The organism is Klebsiella sp. JN_Kp127 (genome assembly GCF_040062505.1).
GTDB classification, from domain to species: Bacteria; Pseudomonadota; Gammaproteobacteria; order Enterobacterales; family Enterobacteriaceae; genus Klebsiella; species Klebsiella quasipneumoniae.
Window position 1 is genome coordinate 23400 of record NZ_JBEAHS010000004.1, and the last position, 24493, is coordinate 47892.

General features: G+C 58.1%; 19 protein-coding genes. 9 read left to right on the plus strand and 10 right to left on the minus strand.

Annotated features, from left to right (window positions below):
* The first annotated feature begins 115 nt into the window (after nt 1-115).
* Nucleotides 116-1111, plus strand: a complete 996-nt coding sequence (locus tag ABLV04_RS02755) for an acyltransferase (RefSeq protein WP_048335541.1) — start codon at nt 116-118, stop codon at nt 1109-1111.
* 27 nt (nt 1112-1138) lie between these two features.
* On the opposite strand, the gene yiaA is transcribed toward ABLV04_RS02755, so the two are convergent.
* The 4 genes from yiaA to xylA form a co-directional block, all read right to left on the minus strand.
* Entirely contained in the window at nt 1139-1582 is a 444-nt protein-coding gene (yiaA, locus tag ABLV04_RS02760; RefSeq protein WP_044525027.1) for an inner membrane protein YiaA, read from the minus strand.
* Between the two features lie 33 nt (nt 1583-1615).
* A complete protein-coding gene (gene yiaB, locus ABLV04_RS02765; protein WP_032454341.1) occupies nt 1616-1987 on the minus strand; it encodes an inner membrane protein YiaB in 372 nt (123 codons plus the stop codon).
* A 168-nt stretch (nt 1988-2155) separates the two neighbouring features.
* On the minus strand, nt 2156-3610 hold the full coding sequence (gene xylB, locus ABLV04_RS02770) for a xylulokinase (protein ID WP_180266203.1): 1455 nt from the start codon (nt 3608-3610) through the stop codon (nt 2156-2158).
* 92 nt (nt 3611-3702) lie between these two features.
* On the minus strand, nt 3703-5025 hold the full coding sequence (xylA, locus tag ABLV04_RS02775) for a xylose isomerase (RefSeq protein WP_180266202.1): 1323 nt from the start codon (nt 5023-5025) through the stop codon (nt 3703-3705).
* Between the two features lie 496 nt (nt 5026-5521).
* On the opposite strand from xylA, the gene xylF reads away from it, so the two are divergent.
* From xylF to xylR, 4 genes are all read left to right on the plus strand, one after another.
* Complete coding sequence (gene xylF / locus ABLV04_RS02780; protein ID WP_023291333.1) at nt 5522-6517, plus strand: D-xylose ABC transporter substrate-binding protein; 996 nt, start codon at nt 5522-5524, stop codon at nt 6515-6517.
* Nucleotides 6518-6581: 64 nt separating this feature from the next.
* Nucleotides 6582-8123, plus strand: a complete 1542-nt coding sequence (locus ABLV04_RS02785) for a xylose ABC transporter ATP-binding protein (RefSeq protein WP_180266201.1) — start codon at nt 6582-6584, stop codon at nt 8121-8123.
* On the plus strand, nt 8101-9282 hold the full coding sequence (xylH, locus tag ABLV04_RS02790) for a xylose ABC transporter permease XylH (RefSeq protein ID WP_017900029.1): 1182 nt from the start codon (nt 8101-8103) through the stop codon (nt 9280-9282). Before ABLV04_RS02785 ends, xylH begins: the two co-directional genes overlap by 23 nt.
* A gap of 233 nt (nt 9283-9515) precedes the next feature.
* Nucleotides 9516-10694, plus strand: a complete 1179-nt coding sequence (gene xylR, locus ABLV04_RS02795; RefSeq protein WP_023291336.1) for a D-xylose utilization transcriptional activator XylR — start codon at nt 9516-9518, stop codon at nt 10692-10694.
* Nucleotides 10695-10755: 61 nt separating this feature from the next.
* Here xylR and ABLV04_RS02800 read toward each other — a convergent pair whose 3' ends face one another.
* On the minus strand, nt 10756-11574 hold the full coding sequence (locus ABLV04_RS02800; protein ID WP_060589859.1) for a protein bax: 819 nt from the start codon (nt 11572-11574) through the stop codon (nt 10756-10758).
* Nucleotides 11575-11887: 313 nt separating this feature from the next.
* Here ABLV04_RS02800 and ABLV04_RS02805 point away from each other — a divergent pair, with 313 nt between their 5' ends.
* The gene (locus ABLV04_RS02805; protein ID WP_180266200.1) at nt 11888-13921 is read left to right on the plus strand and encodes an alpha-amylase; all 2034 of its coding nucleotides are present in this window, start codon (nt 11888-11890) and stop codon (nt 13919-13921) included.
* A gap of 167 nt (nt 13922-14088) precedes the next feature.
* Nucleotides 14089-15345, plus strand: coding sequence for a valine--pyruvate transaminase (gene avtA / locus ABLV04_RS02810; RefSeq protein WP_023291339.1), 1257 nt, complete (start codon nt 14089-14091; stop codon nt 15343-15345).
* Between the two features lie 42 nt (nt 15346-15387).
* Here the strand turns inward: avtA and ABLV04_RS02815 are convergent, their stop codons facing one another.
* Complete coding sequence (locus ABLV04_RS02815) at nt 15388-15873, minus strand: 4Fe-4S dicluster domain-containing protein (RefSeq protein ID WP_023291340.1); 486 nt, start codon at nt 15871-15873, stop codon at nt 15388-15390.
* Nucleotides 15874-15983: 110 nt separating this feature from the next.
* Complete coding sequence (locus tag ABLV04_RS02820; RefSeq protein WP_032454348.1) at nt 15984-16799, minus strand: helix-turn-helix domain-containing protein; 816 nt, start codon at nt 16797-16799, stop codon at nt 15984-15986.
* A 251-nt stretch (nt 16800-17050) separates the two neighbouring features.
* On the opposite strand from ABLV04_RS02820, the gene ABLV04_RS02825 reads away from it, so the two are divergent.
* Nucleotides 17051-18451, plus strand: coding sequence for an MFS transporter (locus tag ABLV04_RS02825; RefSeq protein ID WP_032454349.1), 1401 nt, complete (start codon nt 17051-17053; stop codon nt 18449-18451).
* A gap of 9 nt (nt 18452-18460) precedes the next feature.
* Complete coding sequence (locus ABLV04_RS02830) at nt 18461-20410, plus strand: glycoside hydrolase family 127 protein (RefSeq protein WP_180266199.1); 1950 nt, start codon at nt 18461-18463, stop codon at nt 20408-20410.
* 73 nt (nt 20411-20483) lie between these two features.
* On the opposite strand, the gene selB is transcribed toward ABLV04_RS02830, so the two are convergent.
* The 3 genes from selB to ABLV04_RS02845 form a co-directional block, all read right to left on the minus strand.
* Nucleotides 20484-22325: a selenocysteine-specific translation elongation factor gene (selB, locus tag ABLV04_RS02835; RefSeq protein ID WP_135719390.1), complete on the minus strand. Its 1842-nt coding sequence runs from the start codon at nt 22323-22325 to the stop codon at nt 20484-20486.
* Nucleotides 22322-23710, minus strand: a complete 1389-nt coding sequence (selA, locus tag ABLV04_RS02840) for an L-seryl-tRNA(Sec) selenium transferase (protein WP_023291342.1) — start codon at nt 23708-23710, stop codon at nt 22322-22324. Before selA ends, selB begins: the two co-directional genes overlap by 4 nt.
* Before the next feature lie 105 nt (nt 23711-23815).
* Nucleotides 23816-24424, minus strand: a complete 609-nt coding sequence (locus tag ABLV04_RS02845) for a glutathione S-transferase (protein WP_004152043.1) — start codon at nt 24422-24424, stop codon at nt 23816-23818.
* Nucleotides 24425-24493 lie beyond the last annotated feature (69 nt).

Consider the following 24493-nt stretch of genomic DNA (forward strand, 5'->3'; position numbering starts at 1 on the left):
TGCGAATATCATGAAACAGCGACAAGTCTGTGATCAAAAACTCAGACTAATCTCGTGCGACACCGGGGTATAAGGCGGGTCAGACCTTATATCGCCAGTAGACTTTGAGGGACTGATGCAAGAAAAGATACACTGGATCACCAACCTGCGCGGCATTGCCTGCATGATGGTGGTGATGATCCACAGTACCAGCTGGTATATCACTCATCCGCATGCGATTACCCTGCTGCAATGGGATATCGCCAATCTGCTCAATTCCGCCTCCCGCGTCAGCGTGCCGCTGTTTTTTATGATCTCGGGGTATCTGTTTTTTGGGGAACGCAGCGCTCAGCCGCGCCATTTCTGGCGGATTGGCCTGTGCATTGCGTTCTATAGCGCGCTGTCTCTGCTATATATCGCGCTGTTTACCCATATCAACGTCGAGCTGTCGTTAAAGAATTTGCTGCAGAAGCCCGTCTTCTACCACCTGTGGTTTTTCTTTGCTATCGCCGTTATCTATCTGCTCTCGCCGCTTATTCAGGTTAAATCCGTCAACGGCAAAATGCTGCTGGCGCTGATGGCGATCCTCGGCATTCTGGCCAACCCCAACATGGTTGGCGTCAAAGCCGCCGGGATTGAGTGGCTGCCGGTCAACCTCTATATCAATGGCGACACCTTTTATTACGTGCTCTACGGCGTGTTGGGCAGGGCCATTGGCACCCTGGATACCGATAAAAAATGGCTGACCCCGCTCTGCGCCGCGCTGTTCCTCGCCGCCGTGTGGGTCATCTCCCGCGGCACGCTGCATGAGCTACGCTGGCGCGGGGACTTCGGCGACACCTGGTATCTCTACTGCGGGCCGGCGGTGTTCGTTTGCGCGGTCGCCCTGCTGACGCTCGCCAAAAACTGGCTGAACGCGCGTCCCCTGCCCGGTATCGAATGTATTGCACGTCATTCTCTGGGAATTTACGGCTTCCATGCCCTGATTGTGCATGCGCTGCGCGCCAGCCATCTGGAACTGAGCCGCTGGCCGCTGCTGGATATTGTGTGGATTTTCAGCGCCGCCCTGCTCGGCAGCCTGCTGCTGTCCGGCCTGGTGCAGCGGGTTGATAGCCGGCGGCTGGTCAGTTAACGACCTGCCGCCGAGAGCGGGCCCGACTCACAGTTCAGGCCCCTCTTCCTGCACGCTGAGAGGCTCTCTTACACGGGTCGGGTCCCAGGCATCACGCACGTTTTTCTGCACCGCAACGGCGCCAAACAGGCTCAAAAAGTACGCCAGTCCATAGAACCCTTTCTCGCTGAGCAGCAGACTGGCGTTCCACAACCCGATAACCAGCAGGCCAACGGCGATGACGAAGGCCACCAGACAGGTGGTGTAGTACAGCGCGGTGGTCGGAATGGCTTCATATTTATCGCGCACCGTCTTCTGATAAGACGCTGCGGCAAACAACCCCAGCACCAGGACAGCAAAATAATAGCCTTTTTCATTCAACTGCATATCCGCATTCCACAGGCCGACCAGATAGGTGGCGATGCCGCCGATCAGGGCAATCCAGGAGATTAAATGAAAGGCCGGAGAATACGTCGCGTGCTTGTTTTCCATTACTTTTACCTCTTACGCGCCCACGGATGGCGCTTATTCCGTTTTTTGCATCGCGCAGGCGACGCGGATCCGTTCGGGGGTTGCCGATGCGCCATATAAGCAGACAAACCATGCCGCGATATAGACGGCTTTTTCATGCCAGCCTGCCGGCACATACCAGGCGCCCACTAGCAGCAGGCCGACCGATAGCAGCAGCACCAACCGGCATAAGGCAATAAAACCGTCGTCCTGTTCCTGCCACCGTCTGGCGCGCTGATGGGCGAGGACGGCAAACATCCCCATCACCAGTACGCCGAGAAAATAACCTTTACCGCTAAACAACGGGCAGGTTCGCCAGATACCGAGCAGATAAACCAGCGATCCTGCTGCCATCATCACCCTGGCAATATTGCGTTTTGTGTTCATCTCACCTCCCTGGTCGACAGGGGCTGATTATGACCGACTCCCCCGGCGATGCCTCAGGTTACGCACGGCCAAACGGAGATTTCGGAATAAACAAATACGCTTTTTTGGATGGATGTAGCCGGGACATTCAGGGAAGTAATCCGCCCGGCGTTGCCGGACGGACTGAGGCTATGACATCAGCGGTTTCAGCTGCTGATAAATCTGGCGGAAGGTTTCCCGCTGTGGCGCATAGTGGGCCACTCGGCGATCGTCCGGGCGATGCGCTTGCTCAAGCGGCAGCGGCGTCAACAGCCCGGCGCGGTCGGCTTCGCCGTGCACCGCCAGCTGCGCCAGCCTGGCCGCCCCCATCGCCGGGCCGACGTCGCCCCCGGTACGGTAATCGAGCTGCTGGCCGCTGATATCCGCCAGCATTTGTCGCCAGTAAGCGCTACGCGCCCCGCCGCCGATAAGGGTGATGCTCTGCGGCTTGATGCCGCAGGCGTGAACCACGTCCATGCCGTCCGCCAGCGCATAGCCCACCCCCTCCAGCACCGCCCGCGCCAGCTCTGCCGGCCCATGCTGATGCGTCAGGCCGAAGAAGACGCCCTTGGCCTGCGGGTTGTTGTGCGGCGTGCGTTCGCCCGACAGATAGGGCAGGAACCACACCGGACCAGCGCTCTCGTCGGCTGACTGCGCCGCCGCAATCAGCGCCGGCACGCTGGCGAGACCGGTTAATTTCGCCGCCCAGTCCAGACAGGAGGCCGCGCTGAGCATCACCGACATCAGATGCCAGCGGCCCGGCAGCGCATGGCAAAAGCTATGCACTGCGCTTTCAGGCTTGCTGAGGAACCCTTCGCTGACCGCGAAATACACACCTGAAGTGCCCAGCGACAGCATCGCCTGACCGGCATCGGCCATGCCGACCCCGACCGCGCCAGCGGCGTTGTCGCCGCCGCCCCCCACCACCAGCGCCTGTGGCATATTCCACGCCTGCGCCACCTCCGGACGCAGCTGCCCGGTGACGTCGCTGCCTTCAAACAGCGCCGGCATCGCGTCCCGGCTGAGATCGCAGGCGGCGAGCATCTCATCGCTCCAGTCGCGTCGGGCGACATCCATCCACAGGGTACCGGCGGCGTCAGACATATCGCTGGCAAGCTCGCCGGTCATCCGCAGACGCAGATAATCCTTCGGCAACAGCACTTTATCGACCTGGCTGAACACCGCCGCCTCGTGGCGCTGCACCCACAAGAGCTTCGGCGCCGTAAAGCCCGGCATCATCAGGTTGCCGGTGATCTGCCGGGAAGCGCTGACTTTTTCCTCCAGCAGCTGGCACTCTTCGCCGCAGCGGCCGTCATTCCATAAAATGGCAGGACGCAGCACCTGTAGCGATTTATCCAGCAGGGTGGCGCCGTGCATCTGCCCGGCGATCCCCAGCGCCTTCACGTCGCGCAGACTATGCTGCGCGCCCAGGGCTTTCATCGCCGTGTCCGTAGCCTGCCACCACTGCTCGGGATCTTGTTCCGACCACAGCGGATGCGGACGCGAGACGGTGAGTTTTTCGGTATGCGATGCCACCACATCACCCTGCTCATTGAGCAGAATGGCTTTGACGCCCGATGTCCCCAGATCGATGCCGATATACATACTACCTCTCCTTAAACGCGCGCCACGGCTGAGCGTGGCGCGAACAGAGCATCCTGGTGGCGGTCCCGGTCACGCCGGGCGCCGCCGCATGATTACTTGTCAAACAGATAATGGTTGACCAGGTTTTCCAGTTGTTCCTGCTGGCCGCTGCGATGCTGCGGCGCCAGCTGATGCTGAGCGGCGTACTGGGCAATGTCGCTGAGGGTCATCTGCCCGTTAAGGATCTGCTGCCCCAGCTCGCCGTTCCAGCCGGCGTAGCGTTTGGCCACGCGTTTATCCAGCTCACCGTCTTCGATCATCCGCGCCGCGACCTTCAGCGACAGCGCCATGGTATCCATCGCGCCGATATGGCCGTAGAACAGATCGTATTTGTTGGTGCTCTGACGGCGCACTTTCGCATCAAAATTGAGGCCGCCGGTGGTGAAGCCGCCCGCTTTGAGAATTTCATACATCACCAGCGCGTTCTCTTCGACGCTGTTCGGGAACTGGTCGGTATCCCAGCCCAGCTGCGGATCGCCGCGGTTGGCGTCGACGGAACCGAACAGCCCCAGCGCGATGGCCGTCGCGATCTCATGATGGAACGAGTGGCCGGCAAGGGTCGCATGGTTGGCTTCAATGTTCAGTTTAATCTCTTTTTCCAGACCAAACTGCTTGAGGAAGCCGTACACGGTAGAGGCGTCATAATCATACTGATGCTTGGTAGGCTCCTGCGGTTTGGGCTCGATCAGCAGCGTGCCTTTAAAGCCGATTTTATGCTTATGCTCCACCACCAGCTGCATAAAGCGGCCAATCTGTTCACGCTCCTGGCGCAGGTCGGTATTCAGCAGGGTTTCATAGCCCTCGCGACCGCCCCACAGGACATAGTTTTCGCCGCCCAGCTGATGGGTGGCATTCATGGCGGTAACCACCTGGGTGGCCGCCCAGCTAAACACTTCCGGGTCCGGGTTGGTGGCCGCGCCGGCGCCGTAGCGCGGGTTGGTGAAGCAGTTTGCGGTCCCCCACAGGAGCTTGACGCCGCTCTGCTGCTGCTTCTCCGCCAGCACCTCGACCATCCGGGCGAAGTTATTGCTGTACTCCTTGAGCGAACTCCCTTCCGGCGAGACGTCAACGTCGTGGAAGCAGTAGTAAGGCACGTTGAGTTTATGGAAAAATTCGAACGCCACATCGGCTTTGCGTTTGGCCATCTCCAGGGCGTCGCCAGGCTGCTGCCATGGGCGGTCGAAGGAGCCCACGCCAAACATATCGGCGCCATTCCAGCAGAAGGTGTGCCAGTAACAGGCCGCAAAACGCAGATGATCTTCCATCCGTTTGCCCAGCACCAGTTCATCCGGGTTGTAATGACGGAAAGCCAGCGGGTTAGCGGATTTCGGGCCTTCGTAACGAACGCGATCGAGTTGATCGAAATAGGTCTGCATAGAGAACTCCATATTCAGAGATGCGGCGAATAACCAATCAGGTACCCTAAATAATTCGAGTTGCAGGAAGGCGGCAGGAGCGCGAGTCCCCGATAACCAGGGGGCGAAGCAACGAATGTCACCAACACACCTACAACTTGAAGTATGACGGGTTTAAGCCAATATAGAATTTCGCTTTCATTTTCCTCAATTACGTTATTTCACACCGCCATTGAGAGAATCCACAAACGTGCGCCAGCTCGCAAAAAATAATATCGGCGCGTTCTTCTGCCGTCCTGTCAGAGAGGTCCAGTGCAATAATAAGAGTGTGCATGAATAAAATACGATCGCCGTCATAATTTGCGCATTAAACGAAATTTCATAACTGCAAAATAAGAACCGGTAATTGCCAGCCCTGCTTTCCGCGTTAAGAATCTGTAACGTATCCGCAACCTCATGTATCAAACATTATTTTTCCGTTCGTCTTACCTACCCTTACAAAAAAGGTATCGTTATTATGAAGATAAAGAACCTTTGCCTTACGCTTTGCGCCAGCTCCCTCCTGCTCGCCAGCATGGCGGGGATGGCGAAAGAAGTGAAGATTGGCATGGCCATCGACGATCTGCGTCTGGAACGCTGGCAGAAAGACCGCGATATTTTCGTCAATAAAGCGGAATCCTTAGGCGCCAAAGTTTTTGTCCAGTCCGCCAATGGCAATGAAGAAACGCAGATGTCGCAAATTGAAAACATGATCAACCGCGGCGTCGATGTCTTGGTCATTATTCCTTATAACGGTCAGGTGCTCAGTAACGTTATTAAAGAGGCCAAGCAGGAAGGTATTAAAGTGCTGGCCTATGATCGCATGATTAATAATGCCGATATTGATTTCTATATTTCTTTCGACAATGAAAAAGTCGGCGAAATGCAGGCGCAAAGCCTGGTCGACAAAGTGCCGCAGGGTAATTATTTTCTGATGGGCGGCTCGCCGGTGGATAATAACGCCAAGCTGTTCCGCGCCGGCCAGATGAAGATCCTCAAGCCGTATGTCGATGAGGGCAAAATTAAGATTGTCGGCGATCAATGGGTTGACGGCTGGCTGCCGGAAAACGCGCTGAAAATAATGGAAAACGCGCTGACGGCGAATAATAACAAAATCGATGCGGTGGTGGCCTCCAATGACGCAACCGCCGGCGGCGCCATCCAGGCCTTAACCGCCCAGGGGCTGGCAGGCAAAGTGGCGATCTCCGGTCAGGATGCTGACCTGGCGGGCGTGAAGCGCATTATTTCCGGTACCCAGACGATGACCGTCTATAAACCGATTACCACCCTGGCCACCAACGCCGCCGAAATCGCCGTTGAGCTGGGCAACGATAAGCAGCCGAAGTCTGACACCACGCTGAATAACGGCTTAAAAGATGTCCCTTCGCGCCTGTTAACGCCAATTGAAGTGAATAAAGAGAATATCGACGCCACGGTGATTAAAGACGGTTTCCATAAAAAGAGTGAACTGTAATGGCTGACGCCCCGCTACGGGGCGTCATTTTCGTCCCGCCGGATATCACTTTTGCGGAGTCTTTATGGCCTGGCTACTCGAAATGAAGAACATCACCAAAACCTTCGGCGCCGTTAAGGCCGTGGACAATGTCAGCCTGCGCCTGAACGCTGGCGAGGTGGTCTCGTTATGCGGTGAAAATGGTTCGGGAAAATCGACGCTGATGAAGGTGCTGTGCGGTATCTATCCGCACGGAAGCTATGAGGGCGAGATTATTTTTGCCGGCGAAACGCTGCAGGCAAACCATATTCGCGATACCGAACGCAAAGGCATCGCCATTATTCATCAGGAGCTGGCGCTGGTGAAACATCTCACCGTGCTGGAGAACATTTTCCTCGGCGCCGAAATATCCCGCCACGGCCTGCTGGATTATGAAACCATGACGCTGCGCTGCCAGAAGCTGCTGGCGCAGGTCAATCTGCCTATTTCGCCCGACACCCGCGTCGGCGACCTCGGCCTCGGTCAGCAGCAGCTGGTGGAGATCGCCAAGGCGCTGAATAAACAGGTGCGCCTGCTGATCCTCGACGAACCAACCGCCTCCTTAACCGAACAAGAGACCACGACGCTGCTGGCGATCGTTCGCGATCTGCAAAACCACGATATCGCCTGCATCTATATTTCGCACAAGCTCAATGAGGTCAAAGCGATCTCCGATACGATCTGCGTGATCCGCGATGGCCAGCATATCGGCACCCGCGACGCCAGCGGCATGAGCGAAGACGACATCATCACCATGATGGTTGGCCGGGAGCTCACCGCGCTCTATCCCAGCGAACCGCACGCCCACGGCGAGGAGATCCTGCGGGTCGAACATTTAACCGCCTGGCACCCGGTAAACCGTCATATTAAACGGGTCAACGACGTCTCGTTTTCCCTGCATCGCGGGGAGATCCTCGGCATCGCCGGGCTGGTCGGCGCCGGACGGACCGAGGCGGTGCAGTGCCTGTTCGGCGTCTGGCCGGGGCGCTGGCAGGGGGAGATCTTCATTGATGGCCAGCCGGTCAGCATCAATAACTGTCAGCAGGCCATTGGCCACGGCATCGCCATGGTGCCGGAAGACCGCAAAAAAGACGGCATCGTGCCGGTGATGGCGGTGGGTAAGAACATTACCCTGGCGGCGCTCAGCCAGTTCACCGGCGCGATGAGCAGCCTGGACGACGCCGCCGAGCAGCACTGTATTGAGCAGTCCATTCAGCGATTGAAAATTAAAACCTCCTCGCCGGAGCTGGCGATTGGCCGCCTGAGCGGCGGCAACCAGCAAAAGGCGATTCTGGCCCGCTGTCTGCTGCTGAATCCACGCATTCTGATCCTCGACGAACCCACCCGCGGCATCGATATCGGGGCGAAGTATGAAATTTATAAACTGATTAACCAGCTGGTGCAGCAGGGCATCGCGGTCATTGTCATTTCATCCGAACTGCCCGAGGTGCTTGGTCTTAGCGATCGGGTGCTGGTCATGCACGAAGGCAGGCTAAAAGCCAATTTGGTTAATCAACATCTGACCCAGGAACAGGTGATGGAAGCCGCGCTGAGGAGCGAACGCCATGTCGAAGAACACGTCGTCTGAAATCAAACTTACCCCAACCGCCCCCACCGCCCTGCCGGCGCTGAAGGGGCTGAACCTCCAGGTCTTCGTGATGATCGCCGCGATCGTCGTCATTATGCTGTTTTTCACCTGGGTTACCGATGGCGCCTACCTGAGCGCGCGCAATATCTCCAACCTGCTGCGCCAGACGGCCATCACCGGCATCCTCGCCGTCGGCATGGTGTTTGTGATTATTTCGGCAGAAATCGACCTCTCCGTCGGCTCGATGATGGGGCTGTTGGGCGGCGCCGCGGCGATCTTTGACGTCTGGCTCGGCTGGCCGCTGCCGCTCACCATTCTGGTGACGCTGGTGATGGGGCTGCTGCTCGGCGCGTGGAACGGATGGTGGGTGGCCTATCGCAAGGTCCCCTCGTTTATCGTCACCCTCGCCGGGATGCTGGCGTTTCGCGGCATTCTGATCGGCATCACCAACGGGACCACCGTCTCGCCCACCAGCCCGGCGATGGCGCAGATCGGCCAAAGCTACCTGCCAGATGGCATTGGCTTTGGCATCGGCGTTGTCGGCATGGCGGCGTTCATTATCTGGCAGTGGCGCGGACGAATGCGCCGTCAGGCGTTAGGTCTGGCGACCGCGTCCTCCACCGCGGCCGTTGGCCGCCAGGCCATTACCGCGGTGATTGTGCTGGGCGCAATCTGGCTGCTCAATGACTATCGCGGCGTGCCGACGCCGGTACTGATCCTCGCCGCCCTGCTGCTGGCAGGCCTGTTCATGGCCACTCGCACCGCCTTTGGCCGCCGCATCTACGCCATCGGCGGCAACCTGGAGGCGGCACGCCTGTCCGGGATTAACGTCGAGCGTACCAAGCTGGCGGTGTTTGCCATTAACGGCCTGATGGTCGCCATTGCCGGACTGATCCTCAGCTCGCGCCTTGGCGCGGGCTCCCCCTCGGCGGGCAACATCGCCGAACTGGACGCCATCGCCGCCTGCGTCATCGGCGGTACCAGCCTGGCGGGCGGTATCGGCAGTGTCGCCGGGGCGGTAATGGGGGCGTTTATTATGTCGGCCCTGGATAACGGCATGAGCATGATGGACGTCGCCACCTTCTGGCAATATATCGTCAAAGGCGCCATTTTGCTGCTGGCGGTGTGGATGGACTCCGCCACCAAGCGGCGCGCGTAAGGAAGCGCTCTCTGAAGAATGTCTGAATTCTTTGCGCTACCACCAAACTTCGCCATAAGGCGCTTGAAATATCTCGGGCATTAGCCGGTAGTGTATACCCAACAGCATTCGGGTTGCAGACGGCGCATCCCAGCCGCGTATCGCGTACGTGGCTGGGGTGAATGAGAAAGCCAGGCCATCGGCAACATCATGAATGAAGGGGTATGACCGGGGTTAGAGCAGGAACATCATCTATGTTTGAAAAGCGTCACCGTATTACGCTGTTATTTAACGCCAACAAAGCTTATGACCGCCAGGTGGTTGAGGGTGTCGGCGAGTATCTGCAGGCCTCTCAGCTGGAGTGGGATATCTTTATTGAAGAGGATTTTCGGGCACGAATCGAAAACATCAAAGAGTGGTTAGGCGATGGCGTTATCGCCGACTATGACGATCCCGAAATCGAAAAGCTACTGGCCGATGTCAACGTCCCCATCGTCGGCGTCGGCGGCTCTTATCATCAGCCAGAGCAGTACCCGCCGGTCCACTATATCGCCACGGACAACACCGCGCTGGTGGAAAGCGCCTTTCTTCATCTGAAGGAAAAAGGGGTACACCGCTTCGCGTTTTACGGACTGCCCACCTCCAGCGGTAAACGCTGGGCGGTAGAGCGCGAGTATGCCTTCTGCCAGCTGGTGGCGAAGGAGAAGTACCGCGGCGTGGTCTACCAGGGGCTGGAGACGGCGCCGGAAAACTGGCAGCACGCGCAAAACCGGCTCGCCGACTGGCTGCAAACGCTGCCGCCGCAAACCGGCATTATCGCCGTCACCGACGCGCGCGCCCGCCACGTCCTGCAGGCCTGCGAGCTGCTGCATATCCCGGTGCCCGAGAAACTGTGCGTTATTGGCATCGATAATGAGGAGCTGACCCGCTACCTCTCGCGCGTCGCCCTCTCCTCCGTCGCCCAGGGCACCCGCCAGATGGGTTATCAGGCGGCAAAATTGCTCCACCGGCTGCTGAATAACGAGGCGCTCCCGCTGCAGCGCCAGCTGATCCCGCCGATGCGCGTCGTTGAACGACGTTCCACCGACTACCGGTCGTTAAACGATCCCTCCGTGATTCAGGCGATGCATTACATTCGCAACAATGCCTGTAAAGGCATCAAGGTGGAGCAGGTGCTCGACGCCGTCGGCATTTCACGTTCCAACCTGGAGAAACGCTTTAAAGAGGAGGTCGGGGAGACCATCCACACGGTGATCCACAGCGAGAAACTGGAAAAGGCGCGCAGCCTGCTGGTATCCACCAGCCTGTCGATCAATGAAATTTCACAAATGTGCGGCTACCCGTCGCTGCAATATTTCTATTCGGTGTTTAAGAAAGAGTACGACGTGACGCCGAAGGAGTACCGTGACCGGCACAGCGAAGTCATGATGTAGAGAGCAAAGAAAAATGCCCGGGCTTGCGCGCCGGGCATGAATAATCACGTAGATAAGCACATTACATGTGCGCGGCAATTAACCGCTGGTTATCCTGATACATCGCGAAGAGATAGTTGTTGTAGCTCGACCCTCTGGTCGAATAGCCCTTCAGCTTATGAATCATGGTACTGGCCGTTACTTCCTGATCCGCCTTGCGCAGCTGCAGGCGCGATTTGCGGAAAGAGGAATAGGCCGGGTGAGTGTTCAGGTTTGTGACGTAAGCCTGCACCGACTGCTCCACCGACTCAAACTGCGAGTAGCCTTTCATCGCGCCGCGGCAGCGACCAGCGCCGCACTTCATGCCGAACAGATTGTTGTTCTCACGCGCCAGCTTGGAAGTACCCCAGCCACTTTCCGCCGCCGCCATGGTCGCGACCATGCTGTTCGGAATAATGTCGACACGCTCAAGCAGCGTGTTCCAGGGCACATGACGCGTATTGCCTGACCACTTCACCTTATAACGTGTCGCGATGTCTTTCAGGCGCGCCTTTTCGCTCGGCGACCAGCGAGCATCGTACTGCTTGGATACAAGCCAGTTACGATCCGCAGTAATCGCCTGATTCTGCTTGGTAATATAAGGCATGACCGTCCGGAGAAACGCTTTTTTCCTTGGTGTTCCGGAAGGGTATTTTCGCAAGTCAGGAAGTGAACTGCTCTTTACACTATTGCGAGAATACTCTTGTTTACTGCTTACCTTAGTACTACTTATCTTCTTAACCGTTGGGGCTTTATGACTCTTTGTTGCTGTGTGCGTTGTTGCCAACACACTACCTGAAAAGACGCAGGTTAGTAACATAAGTATGGCGGCCCCATATCGTCGTATGGGATTCGATATCATCAGGTCTCCTGGTCGGATATATGCATTCCAACACCTTGTTTTTCACAAAAAAACGATAGCTGAATCGCTAATAGTATCAAAAATACGCACTGAGAGCATCAACAGAAATAGTCCAATTCCGAATTGCTGTCATCTGAAATCGGTTTCTGCGCCGCATCGCTAGCGCGAAAATGCTAGCTTCGTCTCATTTTTAGCCTATTTTTTGAGCGGTGTCACTCACCCCTTTTCATCCTCCTGGTAAAACGTCCGCCGGGAGGAGTTCAGTCGCGCGGCAACAAGGCACACTAGCTAAAAACCGCTCAAGGATCCCGCAATGAAACTCGCTGCGCTTGCCACGTTATTCGTGCCTGGGATGGCCTTTGCCGCCTGGACTACCGCCGACTTCCCTGCTTTTACCGAAGAAGGGACGGGTCGCTTCATCAGCCAGAAAGTGGTTGAGAAGGGTACACGTCCCCTGCAGCTAAATTTTGACCAACAGTGCTGGCAGCCTTCCGGCGGCATTAAGCTCAACCAGATGCTCTCCATGGAACCCTGTCGCGGCACGCCGCCGCAATGGCGCATCTTCCGCCAGGGTCTGTATACCCTGGAAGTGGATACCCGCTCCGGCACGCCGACGATGATGATTTCGCTGGAAGAAAAAGAGGCCAGCGCCGCGGCGCCGCAGATCCGCCAGTGTCCGAAGTGGGATGGAAAACCTCTCACCCTCGACGTCAGTAAAACCTTCCCCGAGGGCAGCAAAGTTCGCGATTTCTACAGCGGCAATGTCGCGACCGTCAGCGGCGGCAAAATCACGCTGCAGCCCGCCTTCGGCAGCAATGGTCTGCTGCTGCTCGAGCGCGCCGAGACGGCCGCGCCGGCGCCGTTCGACTGGCACAACGCCACCGTCTACTTCGTCCTGACCGACCGCTTCGTGAACGGTAATCCGGCCAACGACAATAGCTATGGCCGACACAAAGACGGCATGCAGGAGATCGGCACCTTCCACGGCGGCGACCTGCGGGGATTAACCAGCAAGCTGGATTATCTGCAGCAGATGGGGGTCAATGCCCTGTGGATCAGCTCCCCGCTCGAGCAGATCCACGGCTGGGTCGGCGGCGGGACGAAAGGCGATTTCCCACACTACGCCTACCACGGCTATTACACCCAGGACTGGTCGAAACTGGACGCCAATATGGGGACCGAAGCCGATCTCCGTCGGCTGGTGGATGAAGCGCATAAGCGCGGAATACGTATTCTGTTCGACGTGGTGATGAACCATACCGGTTACGCCACCCTGGCCGACATGCAGGAATTCCAGTTCGGCTCTCTGTATCTGCAAGGGGATGAGCTGAAAAAAACCCTCGGCGAGCGCTGGACGGACTGGAAGCCCGGCGCGGGCCAGACCTGGCACAGCTTTAACGACTATATCAACTTCAGCGATAAAGCCGGATGGGAGAAATGGTGGGGCAAGAAGTGGATCCGCACCGATATCGGCGATTACGACAACCCGGGCTATGACGATCTCACCATGTCGCTGGCCTTCCTGCCGGATCTGAAAACCGAATCGAAGGAGGCACCGGGCCTGCCGAACTTCTACAGCCATAAACCGGACACTGCGGCGAAAGCGATCCCGGGCTATACGCCGCGCGACTACCTGACGCACTGGCTGAGCCAGTGGGTGCGCGACTACGGCATCGACGGCTTCCGCGTCGATACCGCTAAACATGTGGAGATGGACGCCTGGCAGCAGTTAAAAACCCAGGCCACCGCCGCGCTGGCGGAGTGGAAGAAAGCTAATCCGGATAAAGCGCTGGATGCGGCGCCGTTCTGGATGACCGGCGAAGCCTGGGGACACGGGGTGATGGAGAGCGATTACTATCGCCACGGTTTTGATGCGATGATCAATTTCGACTACCAGGACCAGGCGGCGAAAGCGGCTAACTGCATGGCCAACATTGACCTCACCTGGCAGCAAATGGCGGACAAGCTGCAGAGCTTTAACGTCCTGAGCTACCTCTCCTCGCACGATACGCGCCTGTTCCGCGAAGGCGGCACCACGGCGGCAGAGCTGCTGCTGCTGGCCCCTGGCGCCGTGCAGATCTTCTATGGTGACGAGTCGTCACGCCCGTTCGGCCCCACCGGCTCGGACCCGCTGCAGGGCACCCGTTCAGAGATGAACTGGCAGGATGTCAACGGTAAAGCGGCCCGCAGCGTTACCCACTGGCAGAAGATCGGCCAGTTCCGCGCGCGCCATCCGGCGATCGGTATGGGCAAACAGACAACGCTGTCAATGCCGCGGGGTTACGGATTCGTGCGCGAGAGCGGTGAAGACAAAGTGATGGTCATCTGGGCCGGACAACAGCAGTAAAGCAGGAGTGGCTCCCTGCCCGGCGGGGAGCCAGTCAGCACAATACGCTGATAAAATATCGATTCACAGGATAAAAACAAAAACATCCCCCTTCCCTTCGATTTGCACCACGCTGGCGCTGGCGTTATGGTTAGCCACTTTCCAGAACCACCGACAGACGATTCGCGATGACATTTTCCCTTTTCGGCGACAAATTCACCCGTCATTCAGGCATTACCCGCCTGATGGAAGACCTTAATGACGGTCTGCGCACGCCGGGCGCTATTATGCTGGGCGGCGGCAACCCCGCTCAGATCCCGGAGATGAATGACTACTTCCAGCAGCTGCTCTCCGACATGCTGGATAATGGCAAAGCCCTTGATGCGCTTTGTAATTATGATGGTCCGCAGGGCAAAAGCGAGCTGCTGAGCCTGCTGGCGAAGATGCTGCGCGACGAGCTGGGCTGGGAGATCGAACCACAGAATATTGCGCTAACAAACGGCAGCCAGAGCGCATTTTTCTACTTGTTTAATCTGTTCGCAGGCCGTCGGGCAGATGGCACCACCCGTAAGGTGCTGTTCCCGCTGACGCCGGAATATATCGGCTATGCCGATGCCGGCCTGGAAGAGGATCTGTTCGTTGCCACCCGGCCGAATATCGAACTGCTGCCGGAAGGCCAGTTCAAGTACCACGTTGATTTTGAGCATCTGCAGGTGACGGAAGAGACCGGGATGATCTGCGTCTCGCGTCCCACCAACCCGACCGGCAACGTCATCACTGATGAAGAGCTGATCAAACTGGATGCGCTGGCGAATCAGCATGGGGTCCCGCTGGTGATTGATAACGCCTACGGCGTGCCGTTCCCGGGCATTATTTTCAGCGACGCCCGACCGCTGTGGAATCCGAACATCGTGCTGTGTATGAGCCTGTCCAAGCTGGGCCTGCCGGGCAGCCGCTGCGGGATTATCATCGCCAACGAGAAAATCATCACCGCCATCAGCAACATGAACGGCATTATCAGCCTCGCGCCCGGCGGTATCGGGCCGGCAATGATGTGTGAAATGATTAAACGTCAGGATCTGCTGCGCCTGTCAGAGACAGTGATCAAACCCTTCTATTACCAGCGGGTGCAGGAGACCATCGCCATTATTCGCCGCTATCTGCCGGAGGAGCGCTGCCTTATTCACAAACCGGAGGGGGCGATCTTCCTCTGGCTGTGGTTTAAGGATCTGCCGATCTCCACCGAGCTGCTGTATCAGCGGCTGAAAAAGCGCGGCGTGCTGATGGTGCCGGGAGATTTCTTCTTCCCGGGACTCGATAAACCGTGGCCGCATACCCACCAGTGCATGCGCATGAACTATGTGCCGGACCCGCAAAAAATCGAGGCTGGGGTGAAAATTCTCGCCGAAGAGGTTGAATTCGCCTGGCGCGAACAGGAAGCCTAATCCCTGACGCCGCTGACGGGAAACGCCCGTTAGCGGACCCGCTCACGCCAGCGCCAGCCGCTGGCGTTTTTGCGCGCATAGCGCCTCCAGCTCCGCGGGAGCCATCACCCGCAGCGCCTGCGTCGGGCAGGCGGCTACGCAGGCCGGCCCCTCGGCGCGGTGGTGACATAAATCGCATTTCAGCGCCTGCGCCTGCTGGTTCACCACCGTGACGGTCATTGCGCCGTACGGGCAGGCCACCATGCAGCTTTTACAGCCGATGCAGCGGCGCTGATCGACCCACCAAACGTCCTCCTCCCGACGAATCGCCCCCTGCGGGCAGACGCTGGCGCAAGGCGCATCCTCGCACTGCCGACAGGCCGTCGCCGTTGATATCTCGCCGCTTTTCACCACCCGGATACGCGGCGTGAAATGGCCTGTCGACAGCATGGAGAGATCCTGCGCCTGCTGGTGCGCCACCGCGCAGGCCACTTCACAGGTACGACAGCCAATACACTGCTGGGCATTGGCAATAAGAAACCGGTTCATCCTCTGCTCCCTGGGGATAAAACCGCAGGGTGCCAGAATAATCCCTGCCCGCGCTTTGATCCTGAATGGAATCAGCGCTGTTTTTAGTCACTAGCACAAGTGATTTTTCATTACGCTGAATTAATGTGCTCCTTACAGTAGCGGCGCTTCCAGGCTGCAGGCGTGAGGCTGGTGTGCTTGCGAAAGATCTTGCGAAAATAACCGACGTCATTAAAGCCGCACTGGCTCGCGACTTCGGTCAACGACAGTGAATCACTGATCAATAGCTTTTCCGCCGCTCTGACCCGCTGACGATGCAGCGCTTCGGTCAACGTCACGCGAAAAACGTGACGATAGACGCGTCCTAAATAGTCCGCATTACAGTGCAGCTCTTTCGCCAGCGTCGATGCTGAAACAGGCAAGTGGTAACGAGTATGGATGATCTGCTGCGCTTTCCAGGCCAGCGCAGCGCCGGGACTGTCGTCCGGTTTTTCGCTTGCCGCCGCGGCAATCTGCTGCAGTATCAGCAATAACAGGAGCTCCAGCGCCAGGCTGCGGTGAATATTCTCCTGTTCACGAAGAAACTGGCGAAACAGCGAAATAATGTATTGTGGATCGCTGACGCGGGTATGTTGCGGAACGTTAAGCAGCGCAGGCGGCAGAGACCGGACATTGTCCGTTAATACTTCAAAATGCAGCCAATAAAATTTCAGGTCGGCGGGAAATTCCCCCACCCCAACATGAGAACGTTCTGGCCACAGCAGTAAACTCTCCCCTGCATTAACGTTAAATATTTCACCCTCCTCGCAAATCGTTAACGTCCCCTTTTCGACAAAAATAATTTCCCAGGACTGCAGTTTACGCGCCGGATGACTGCCGACGCCACGGGAAATAAATAAGCCGCCATTTTGTACGCGAATCGGGAGAGGCATGGATAATTCAAGCATATATATTTAATTTTCCGCTAACGAAACGATAAAAAATCTCTTTCCAACTGATTATTAATCATAAATTAACGCCTTTTCGGATCGGAATCACACTTTTATGACGAAGTCGGAATCGTCCTCTTTTTATACTTTTCCCTTCCCTTGTTGCCTCGTTTATTCGGTGCAAAATAATTAATGTATTTGCAAAAGACAAAAAATGTCCGCCGGTCAGACAGCGGAATAATTCTGAACATCATCTTCGGGAGTTATTTATGACTACGGCTCCGATTACGACAAGCGACCTCACGAAGCACGTGCAGGACGCCAAATTATCTCTCCGTGAAAAAATAGGCTATGGTCTGGGCGACGCCGGTGGAACGGTCATCACCTGCCTGATCATGAACTTTCTCACTTTTTTCTATACTGACGTCTTTGGGCTCACCCCGGCGCTGGTCGGTACTCTGTTCCTTGCGCTGCGCGTGTTTGATGCTATTTCCGATCCGATCATGGGCGTCCTCGCCGATCGGACCCAAAGCCGATGGGGACGTTTTCGCCCCTGGCAGCTATGGATTGCGGTTCCTATTGCAGCGATCGGGGTGCTGACCTTTACCGTGCCGGATGCCGGCATGGGGGTAAAAATCGCCTGGGCCTTCGGCACTTACCTGCTGCTTTCAGTCAGCTATACCGCGATTAACGTCCCCTACTGCGCGCTCATTAATACGATGACCACTCGCCATAGCGAGGTGATATCCTGCCAGGCATGGCGCTTTGTACTGTGCGGCGTGGCAGGATTCCTGGTCTCCGTGGGCCTGCCGTGGTTGGTTAAAGCGCTCGGTCAGGGGAATACCGCCCAGGGTTATCAGTATGGTGTCGGCGTACTCTGCGCCATCGCGGCGGTGATGTTTTTGTGCTGCTTTTTCTGGGTACGTGAGCGTGTTTCCCTGGAGATGCTCGGCAAATTCACCCTGCGCGAACATATCGCCGGTCTGCGTAAAAACGATCAGTTGTTACTCATGCTGGCGATGTCATTCCTGTTGATCAACGTGTTTAACATTCGCGGTGGCGGCTACATGTACTTTATTACCTATGTACTGGGCGGCTCTACTGGCTATACATCGCTGTTTTTCACCATGGTCACCTTTTCCTCGATTCTGGGCGCCGCGATCGTCAATTGGCTGTCGCGCCACGTTGATACCGTCAAGCTCTATTACTACACCAATCTGGTATTGGCCTTACTGGCGGTGGGGATGTGGTTCCTGCCAACCGGTCCGTCCTGGCAAACGCTATGGCTGGCGGTCATTCTCGGCAATGGCATCATCCTGGGCTTTACCCTACCGCTGCATTTTTCGTTGATGGCCTTCTCTGATGATTATGGTGAATGGAAGACGGGTGTCCGTTCGTCAGGGATGAACTTTGCTTTCAACCTGTTCTTTATCAAGCTGGCATGGGCCTCCAGTGCGGGCATTATCAGCCTGGTATTTATCTACGTTGCTTATCAACCCGGCGCCAGCAACCAGACTCCATCCTCACTATCGGGGATCACGGCGATGGAAACCCTGCTGCCCGCGCTGTTCCATCTGTTGCTGGCCTTCGCTATCCGCGCCTGTAAGCTCAACAATCCCATGATGTCGCGCATTGCAACCGATCTGCGCGCACGTCACATTCAGTCTTAAGGAGAAATCATGGAAGTCGATCTGCACAAACTGAAAGTTAACGATCCGTTTCTGGGTCAGTATCAGCAACTGGTGCGTGATGTCGTCATTCCCTATCAGTGGGAGGCCCTCAATGACCGGATCGCCGAGGCTGAACCCAGCCATGCGATAGAAAACTTCCGTATCGCCGCAGGTCAGCAGGCAGGGGAATTCTACGGAATGGTGTTCCAGGACAGCGATGTGGCGAAATGGCTGGAGGCAGTCGCCTGGTCATTGTGTCAGAAGCCAGATGCGGAACTGGAAAAAACCGCCGACGAGGTGATTGAGCTGATTGCCGCCGCGCAATGTGAAGATGGTTATCTGAACACCTATTTTACGGTGAAAGCGCCCGGGGAACGCTGGACCAATCTCGCCGAATGCCATGAATTGTACTGTGCCGGTCACTTGATTGAGGCTGGGGTGGCATTCTTCCAGGCAACCAGTAAACGCCGCCTGCTGGAGGTGGTATGTCGCCTCGCCGATCATATCGACAGCATCTTTGGTCCGGACGGCAATCAGCTGCACGGCTACCCGGGACACCCTGAAATAGAGCTGGCGTTAATGCGTTTGTACGATGTGACTCAGGAACCACGCTATATGGCGCTGGCTAATTACTTCGTTGAACAGCGTGGAACACAGCCGCATTTCTATGACATCGAATATGAAAAACGCGGCAAAACTTCCTTCTGGAATACCTATGGGCCGGCGTGGATGGTGATGGATAAACCCTACAGCCAGGCGCATTTGCCGCTTGCCGAACAGACCACCGCTGTGGGTCACGCGGTTCGCTTTGTTTATTTAATGACTGGCGTAGCGCACCTTGCACGCCTGAGCAAGAACGAAGGCAAACGCCAGGACTGCCTGCGGTTATGGAAAAACATGGTCCAGCGTCAGTTGTATATTACGGGCGGCATTGGCTCACAGAGCAGCGGGGAAGCCTTCAGCAGCGATTACGATCTGCCGAATGATACCGTTTATGCGGAAAGCTGCGCCTCTATCGGGCTGATGATGTTCGCGCGCCGCATGCTGGAACTGGAAGCCGACAGCCAATATGCTGATGTGATGGAGCGCGCACTTTACAATACCGTTCTGGGCGGTATGGCGCTGGACGGTAAACATTTCTTCTACGTCAACCCACTGGAAGTGCAGCCCAAGGCTTTAAAATTCAATCATATTTATGACCATGTTAAGCCTGTTCGTCAGCGCTGGTTCGGCTGTGCCTGTTGCCCACCGAATATCGCTCGTCTCCTGACCTCGCTGGGACATTATATCTATACGCCACGCGAAGAGGCGTTGTATATCAATCTCTACGTCGGTAATCAGGCTGAGATCCCGGTAGGAGAAAAGACGTTACGTCTGCGTATCAGCGGTGACTATCCCTGGCAGGAACAGGTCAAAATTGTCATCGAGTCTCCGTCAGCATTGAACCATACGCTGGCGCTGCGTCTCCCGGACTGGTGCGAGGGGGCACAGCTCACCCTGAACGGCGCGCCGGTCACGCAGGATATACGCCAGGGCTATCTGCATATCCAACATCTCTGGCAGGAAGGCGACACCCTGATGCTAACGTTGCCGATGCCGGTTCGCCGGGTATATGGTAATCCGCTGGTTCGCCACCAGGCAGGCCAGGTGGCGCTGCAACGCGGTCCACTGGTTTATTGTCTTGAACAAGCTGATAACGGTGAGGCGCTGCATAACCTACTGCTGCCACGCGATGCCAGGTTCACGGTGTTTGAAGGAAAGGGGCTGTTTGCTCACAAAATGTTGATTCAGGCCCCAGGCTACAGAAAACATGCAGAAAACGCCGATGCGCAGAAGCTGTGGAGCTACGATCACCCTCTGGCCACCCCCCATTCACAGACGTTGACCTTTATTCCCTGGTTTAGCTGGGCAAACCGCGGAGAAGGCGAAATGCGTATCTGGGTTCGGGAAGCCGAATAAGGCCAGGCACAACGCGCCCCCTCTTCCCCGGCAACACACCGTTCGCTGTCCGCCGGGGAACAGGCGTTAATGATTAAAGAAACAATGCTTTATCGCGCAGGATATGATCGTTGCCGCGACGGCGGGTGTAGCCAATCCGATCGAAATACTCGAGGATCTGGATCGCCAGCTTCCGCCCTACGTTTAAGGTATCGCGAAAATCCGCCGCGCAGGTTGAGCCGCGCAGCTGATCCAGCTCGCGCACCCGCTGGGCGAACTGCACAATGCGATCGTTGCGGTAGTAACGATCTTTGACGATCGCGGTAATCATCCCCTGCTGCGCCGCCTGGCGCAGCACCGCGCGCATCAGGGACTCTTCAACATGGACTTCGCGCGCGAGATCGCGCACCCACCAGGGATCATCGCCGAACAGGGTCTCCACCTTCCGCCAGACCGCCTGCTGCTCGTCGGTAAACCCGGCTTTATGCTCGGGCAGATGCAGCCAGCCGTGATGGCTGTGGACTAATCCGCTCTCGCGCATCTGCTCAATCAGCAGCAGCACCAGCGCTTCCTCTTCCATCGGCAGCGCAATGCGGCGCAGGCGCTCCCGGCCAGGGCCCGGCTCGTCGCGATGCTGCTCATGGTAGCGCGCCAGGGCATCCAGCAATTTTCGCTGCCAGCGGGCGGCAAGCGGCGCACTAAGCAGGCGCTGTCCGGCCTGCAGATAGTCCGGTCGCTGGATCAAGGCCGCCATTCCGGCTTCACTCAGCTGCCGCGCCCAGGCGAAGCGCTCAAGCCGGACGGCGTCCCGCTGCAGATGCAGCTCCAGGGCCTGTACATCGTCAGCGCCGACCGCCGCCAGGGCGTGCAGCCACTGCAGATACTCCGGTTTACGCTTGCCGCGGCGCGGGGGATCCAGCGTCACCACCCGTGCGCCGGCCAGCGTCAAGCGAGCGGAGATATCGCGGAGCACCAGCCGGTCGTTATCCGCCAGCCACAGCGGAGTATCCAGCACCAGCTCCGCCAGGCCGCCCTCCAGGAGCGACACCCGGCCGGTGATGTGGCTGGCAGCGTGGTGAATATGCAGCGGCTGCCACTGGCTGAGCGGCGTATGGCACTGCAGTTCGACAATCACCCGCTCTGCAGGCTCCGGCGGCGGTGAGGAGAGCAGCCAGTCGCCGCGGTGCAATGCCTCTTTCTGCGCATCGCCGACAATATTCAGCGCAATGCGCTGCCCGGCGTGCGCCTGCTCAACCGCTTGATTCTGGGCATGCAGGCCGCGGACGCGCATCGGCGTGTTGACGCCGGTGAGCCACAAAGTATCCCCGACCCGAACTTCGCCGGAGAGCGCCGTCCCGGTGACCACCAGCCCCGCCCCTTTGACGGTAAAGGCGCGATCCAGCGCCAGGCGAAAACGCCGCTGCTGTGGATGGGGGCGCTCCGCAAGCTGCAGCAGATGGCTGCGCAGTTCGGCAATACCGATGTTATCCACCGCCGCGGTGGGGAAGAAAGCGGCGGCGTCAAAGCCCAGTTCGCGCAGGGTCTGCTCGACCTCCGCCTGAACCTCCGCCACCCTGGCGGCCGCCACGCGGTCCGTCTTGGTGAGCGCTACCGTCAGCGTCGGCTTTCCGGTCAGCTGCAGGATCGCCAGGTGTTCGCGGGTTTGCGCCATCACGCCGTCATCGCAGGCCACCACCAGCAGCGCATGGTCGATCCCTCCCACCCCCGCCAGCATGTTGGACAAAAACTTTTCGTGCCCGGGCACGTCAATAAATCCCAGCACCCGCCCGTCCGGCTGCGGCCAGTAGGCATAGCCGAGATCGATCGTCATTCCCCGCGCTTTCTCTTCCGGCAGACGATCGGCATTTACGCCGGTTATCGCCTGCAGCAGCGTCGTTTTGCCGTGGTCAACATGTCCAGCGGTGGCAATAATCATCGTAACAACATCTCCATAAACCGGGTTTCATCTTCCAGACAGCGCAGGTCCAGCCAGAGCCGACCGTCATAAATGCGGCCAATCACCGGGCACGGCAGCGCGCGCCAGCGGGCCGCCAGCGCCTCCAGCCGGCTGCCGCGGCCGTCATGCGGGGTAAAGGTCAACGCCGCGCCAGGCAGACGGTCGACAGGTAACGAGCCGCTGCCAATCTGCGACTGGCAGGCTGCCACGTTGACGGCAAAATCAGCATAGTGTGCCGCCAGGGCAGGCTGCAGACGTTCGGCCTGCCGGCGGATTTCGTCCGCCGGGCGGGTGAGCAGGCGCAGCGTCGGTAAGGTGTCCCGCAGCGCTTCCGGATGCTGATAGAGGCGCAGCGTGGCTTCCAGCGCCGCGAGGGTCATTTTATCCGCGCGCAGGGCCCGCTTCAGCGGATGGCTTTGCAGGCGGGCAATCAGCGCGCGTTTGCCGACGATAATTCCGGCCTGCGGGCCGCCAAGCAGTTTGTCGCCGGAGAAACTGACCAGGCTCACCCCGGCGGCGATCATCTCCTGCGGCATCGGCTCCTTGGGCAGGCCATACTGACTGAGATCCACCAGCGACCCGCTCCCCAGGTCGGCCACCACCGGGACGTCCAGCTCGCGGCCGATGACCGCCAGCTCCGCTTCGTCGACGGCTTTGGTAAAGCCTTCAATGCTGTAGTTGCTGGTGTGGACCTTCATCAGCAGGGCGGTATTGTCATTCACCGCCTGGCGATAGTCTTTGGCATGGGTGCGGTTGGTGGTGCCCACTTCGTGCAGCTGACAACCCGCCTGGCGCATCACGTCGGGGATGCGGAACGCCCCGCCGATCTCCACCAGCTCGCCGCGGGAGACCACCACCTCCCTGCCGCTGGCGGTAGCCGCCAGCATCAGCAGAACGGCCGCCGCGTTGTTGTTCACGATACAGGCATCTTCCGCGCCGGTGATCTGGCACAGCAGATCGGCAATGGCGCGATCGCGATGGCCACGCCCGGCGTCGTCGAGATCATATTCGAGTGTCACCGGCGCGCGCATCGCGCTGGCGACCGCCTCCACCGCCGCCTCAGCCTGGATGGCGCGCCCGAGATTGGTGTGCAGCACCGTACCGGTGAGATTAAACACCGGACGCAGGGCGCTCTGCCTTCTGGCGGTCAGCCGCTGCGCGCAGGCGCTCAGCCAGTCATGGCTCCAGTCAGGCAGTGTCTGACACTGGCGGATCTGTTCCCGCGCCTCGTCCAGCATCTGGCGCAGTTGCGTCACCACCTGCGAATGGCCGTGCTGCGTCAGCAGGGAGGAAAAAGCGGGGTCGCGGAGTAAGCGGTCAATGGCCGGAAGCCGGGTATAAAGCGCACGAATTTCGGTAGTCATCAATGGGCCTGGCGGTAAGTTATTTTCCCCCCTCCCGACGGGAGAGGGAGTCAACAATCAGCGGCGATTGTAACGCCTCCTTGCGCAAACTGTTACCTGTCTGGGTCAAGTCCGCGGCGGTTCGGTGCGCGCAAAGCTGGCGCGCTGGAACAGCGCATCCACCAGCTTCACCAGTTGAGGCCGGGTGGCGCACCAGCCCGGCGCCACCCGGCGAAAGTTCAGATAGGCGATGGCGCAGGCCGTGGAGATGGTCGCCAGATTGACCTCGTCGCCGCGCAGCGTCCCGTCCGCCGCACAGGCTTCCAGCCTGTCGAGGCCGCGCGCCACTTTCTCCCGCTGACGGAGCAGCTCTTGCTCTGACTGTTGGGCCGCGGGGCGAGCCTTTTCGCGCACCAGCGCCTGGGCGGCCTCCATCACCCCATCCGCCAGCGCCTCTAGCTGGCGCATCCTGAGAGCGGCTCTGGGATCGGCGGGGATCATCGGCGGCGCCACGCCCAGCAGCTCGAGATACTGGGCGATAACCGGGGAGTCAAACCAGCATTCGCCGTCATCCGTCACCAGCGCCGGCACCTTGCCCAGCGGGTTATAGCGCGCCACGCCGTTGCTTTCGCTGTAGGGGGATTCGTTGACAAACTCAAAAGGGATGCGCTTTTCCAGCAGGATCACCGATATTTTGCGCACAAAGGGACTGGTGTAGCTGCCGATCAGTTTCATAGCCTGCTCCTTATCGCCAACAAAGATATGAGTATGGCTCAGGGCGAGGTAAAAGGCAGGTGAGCATCC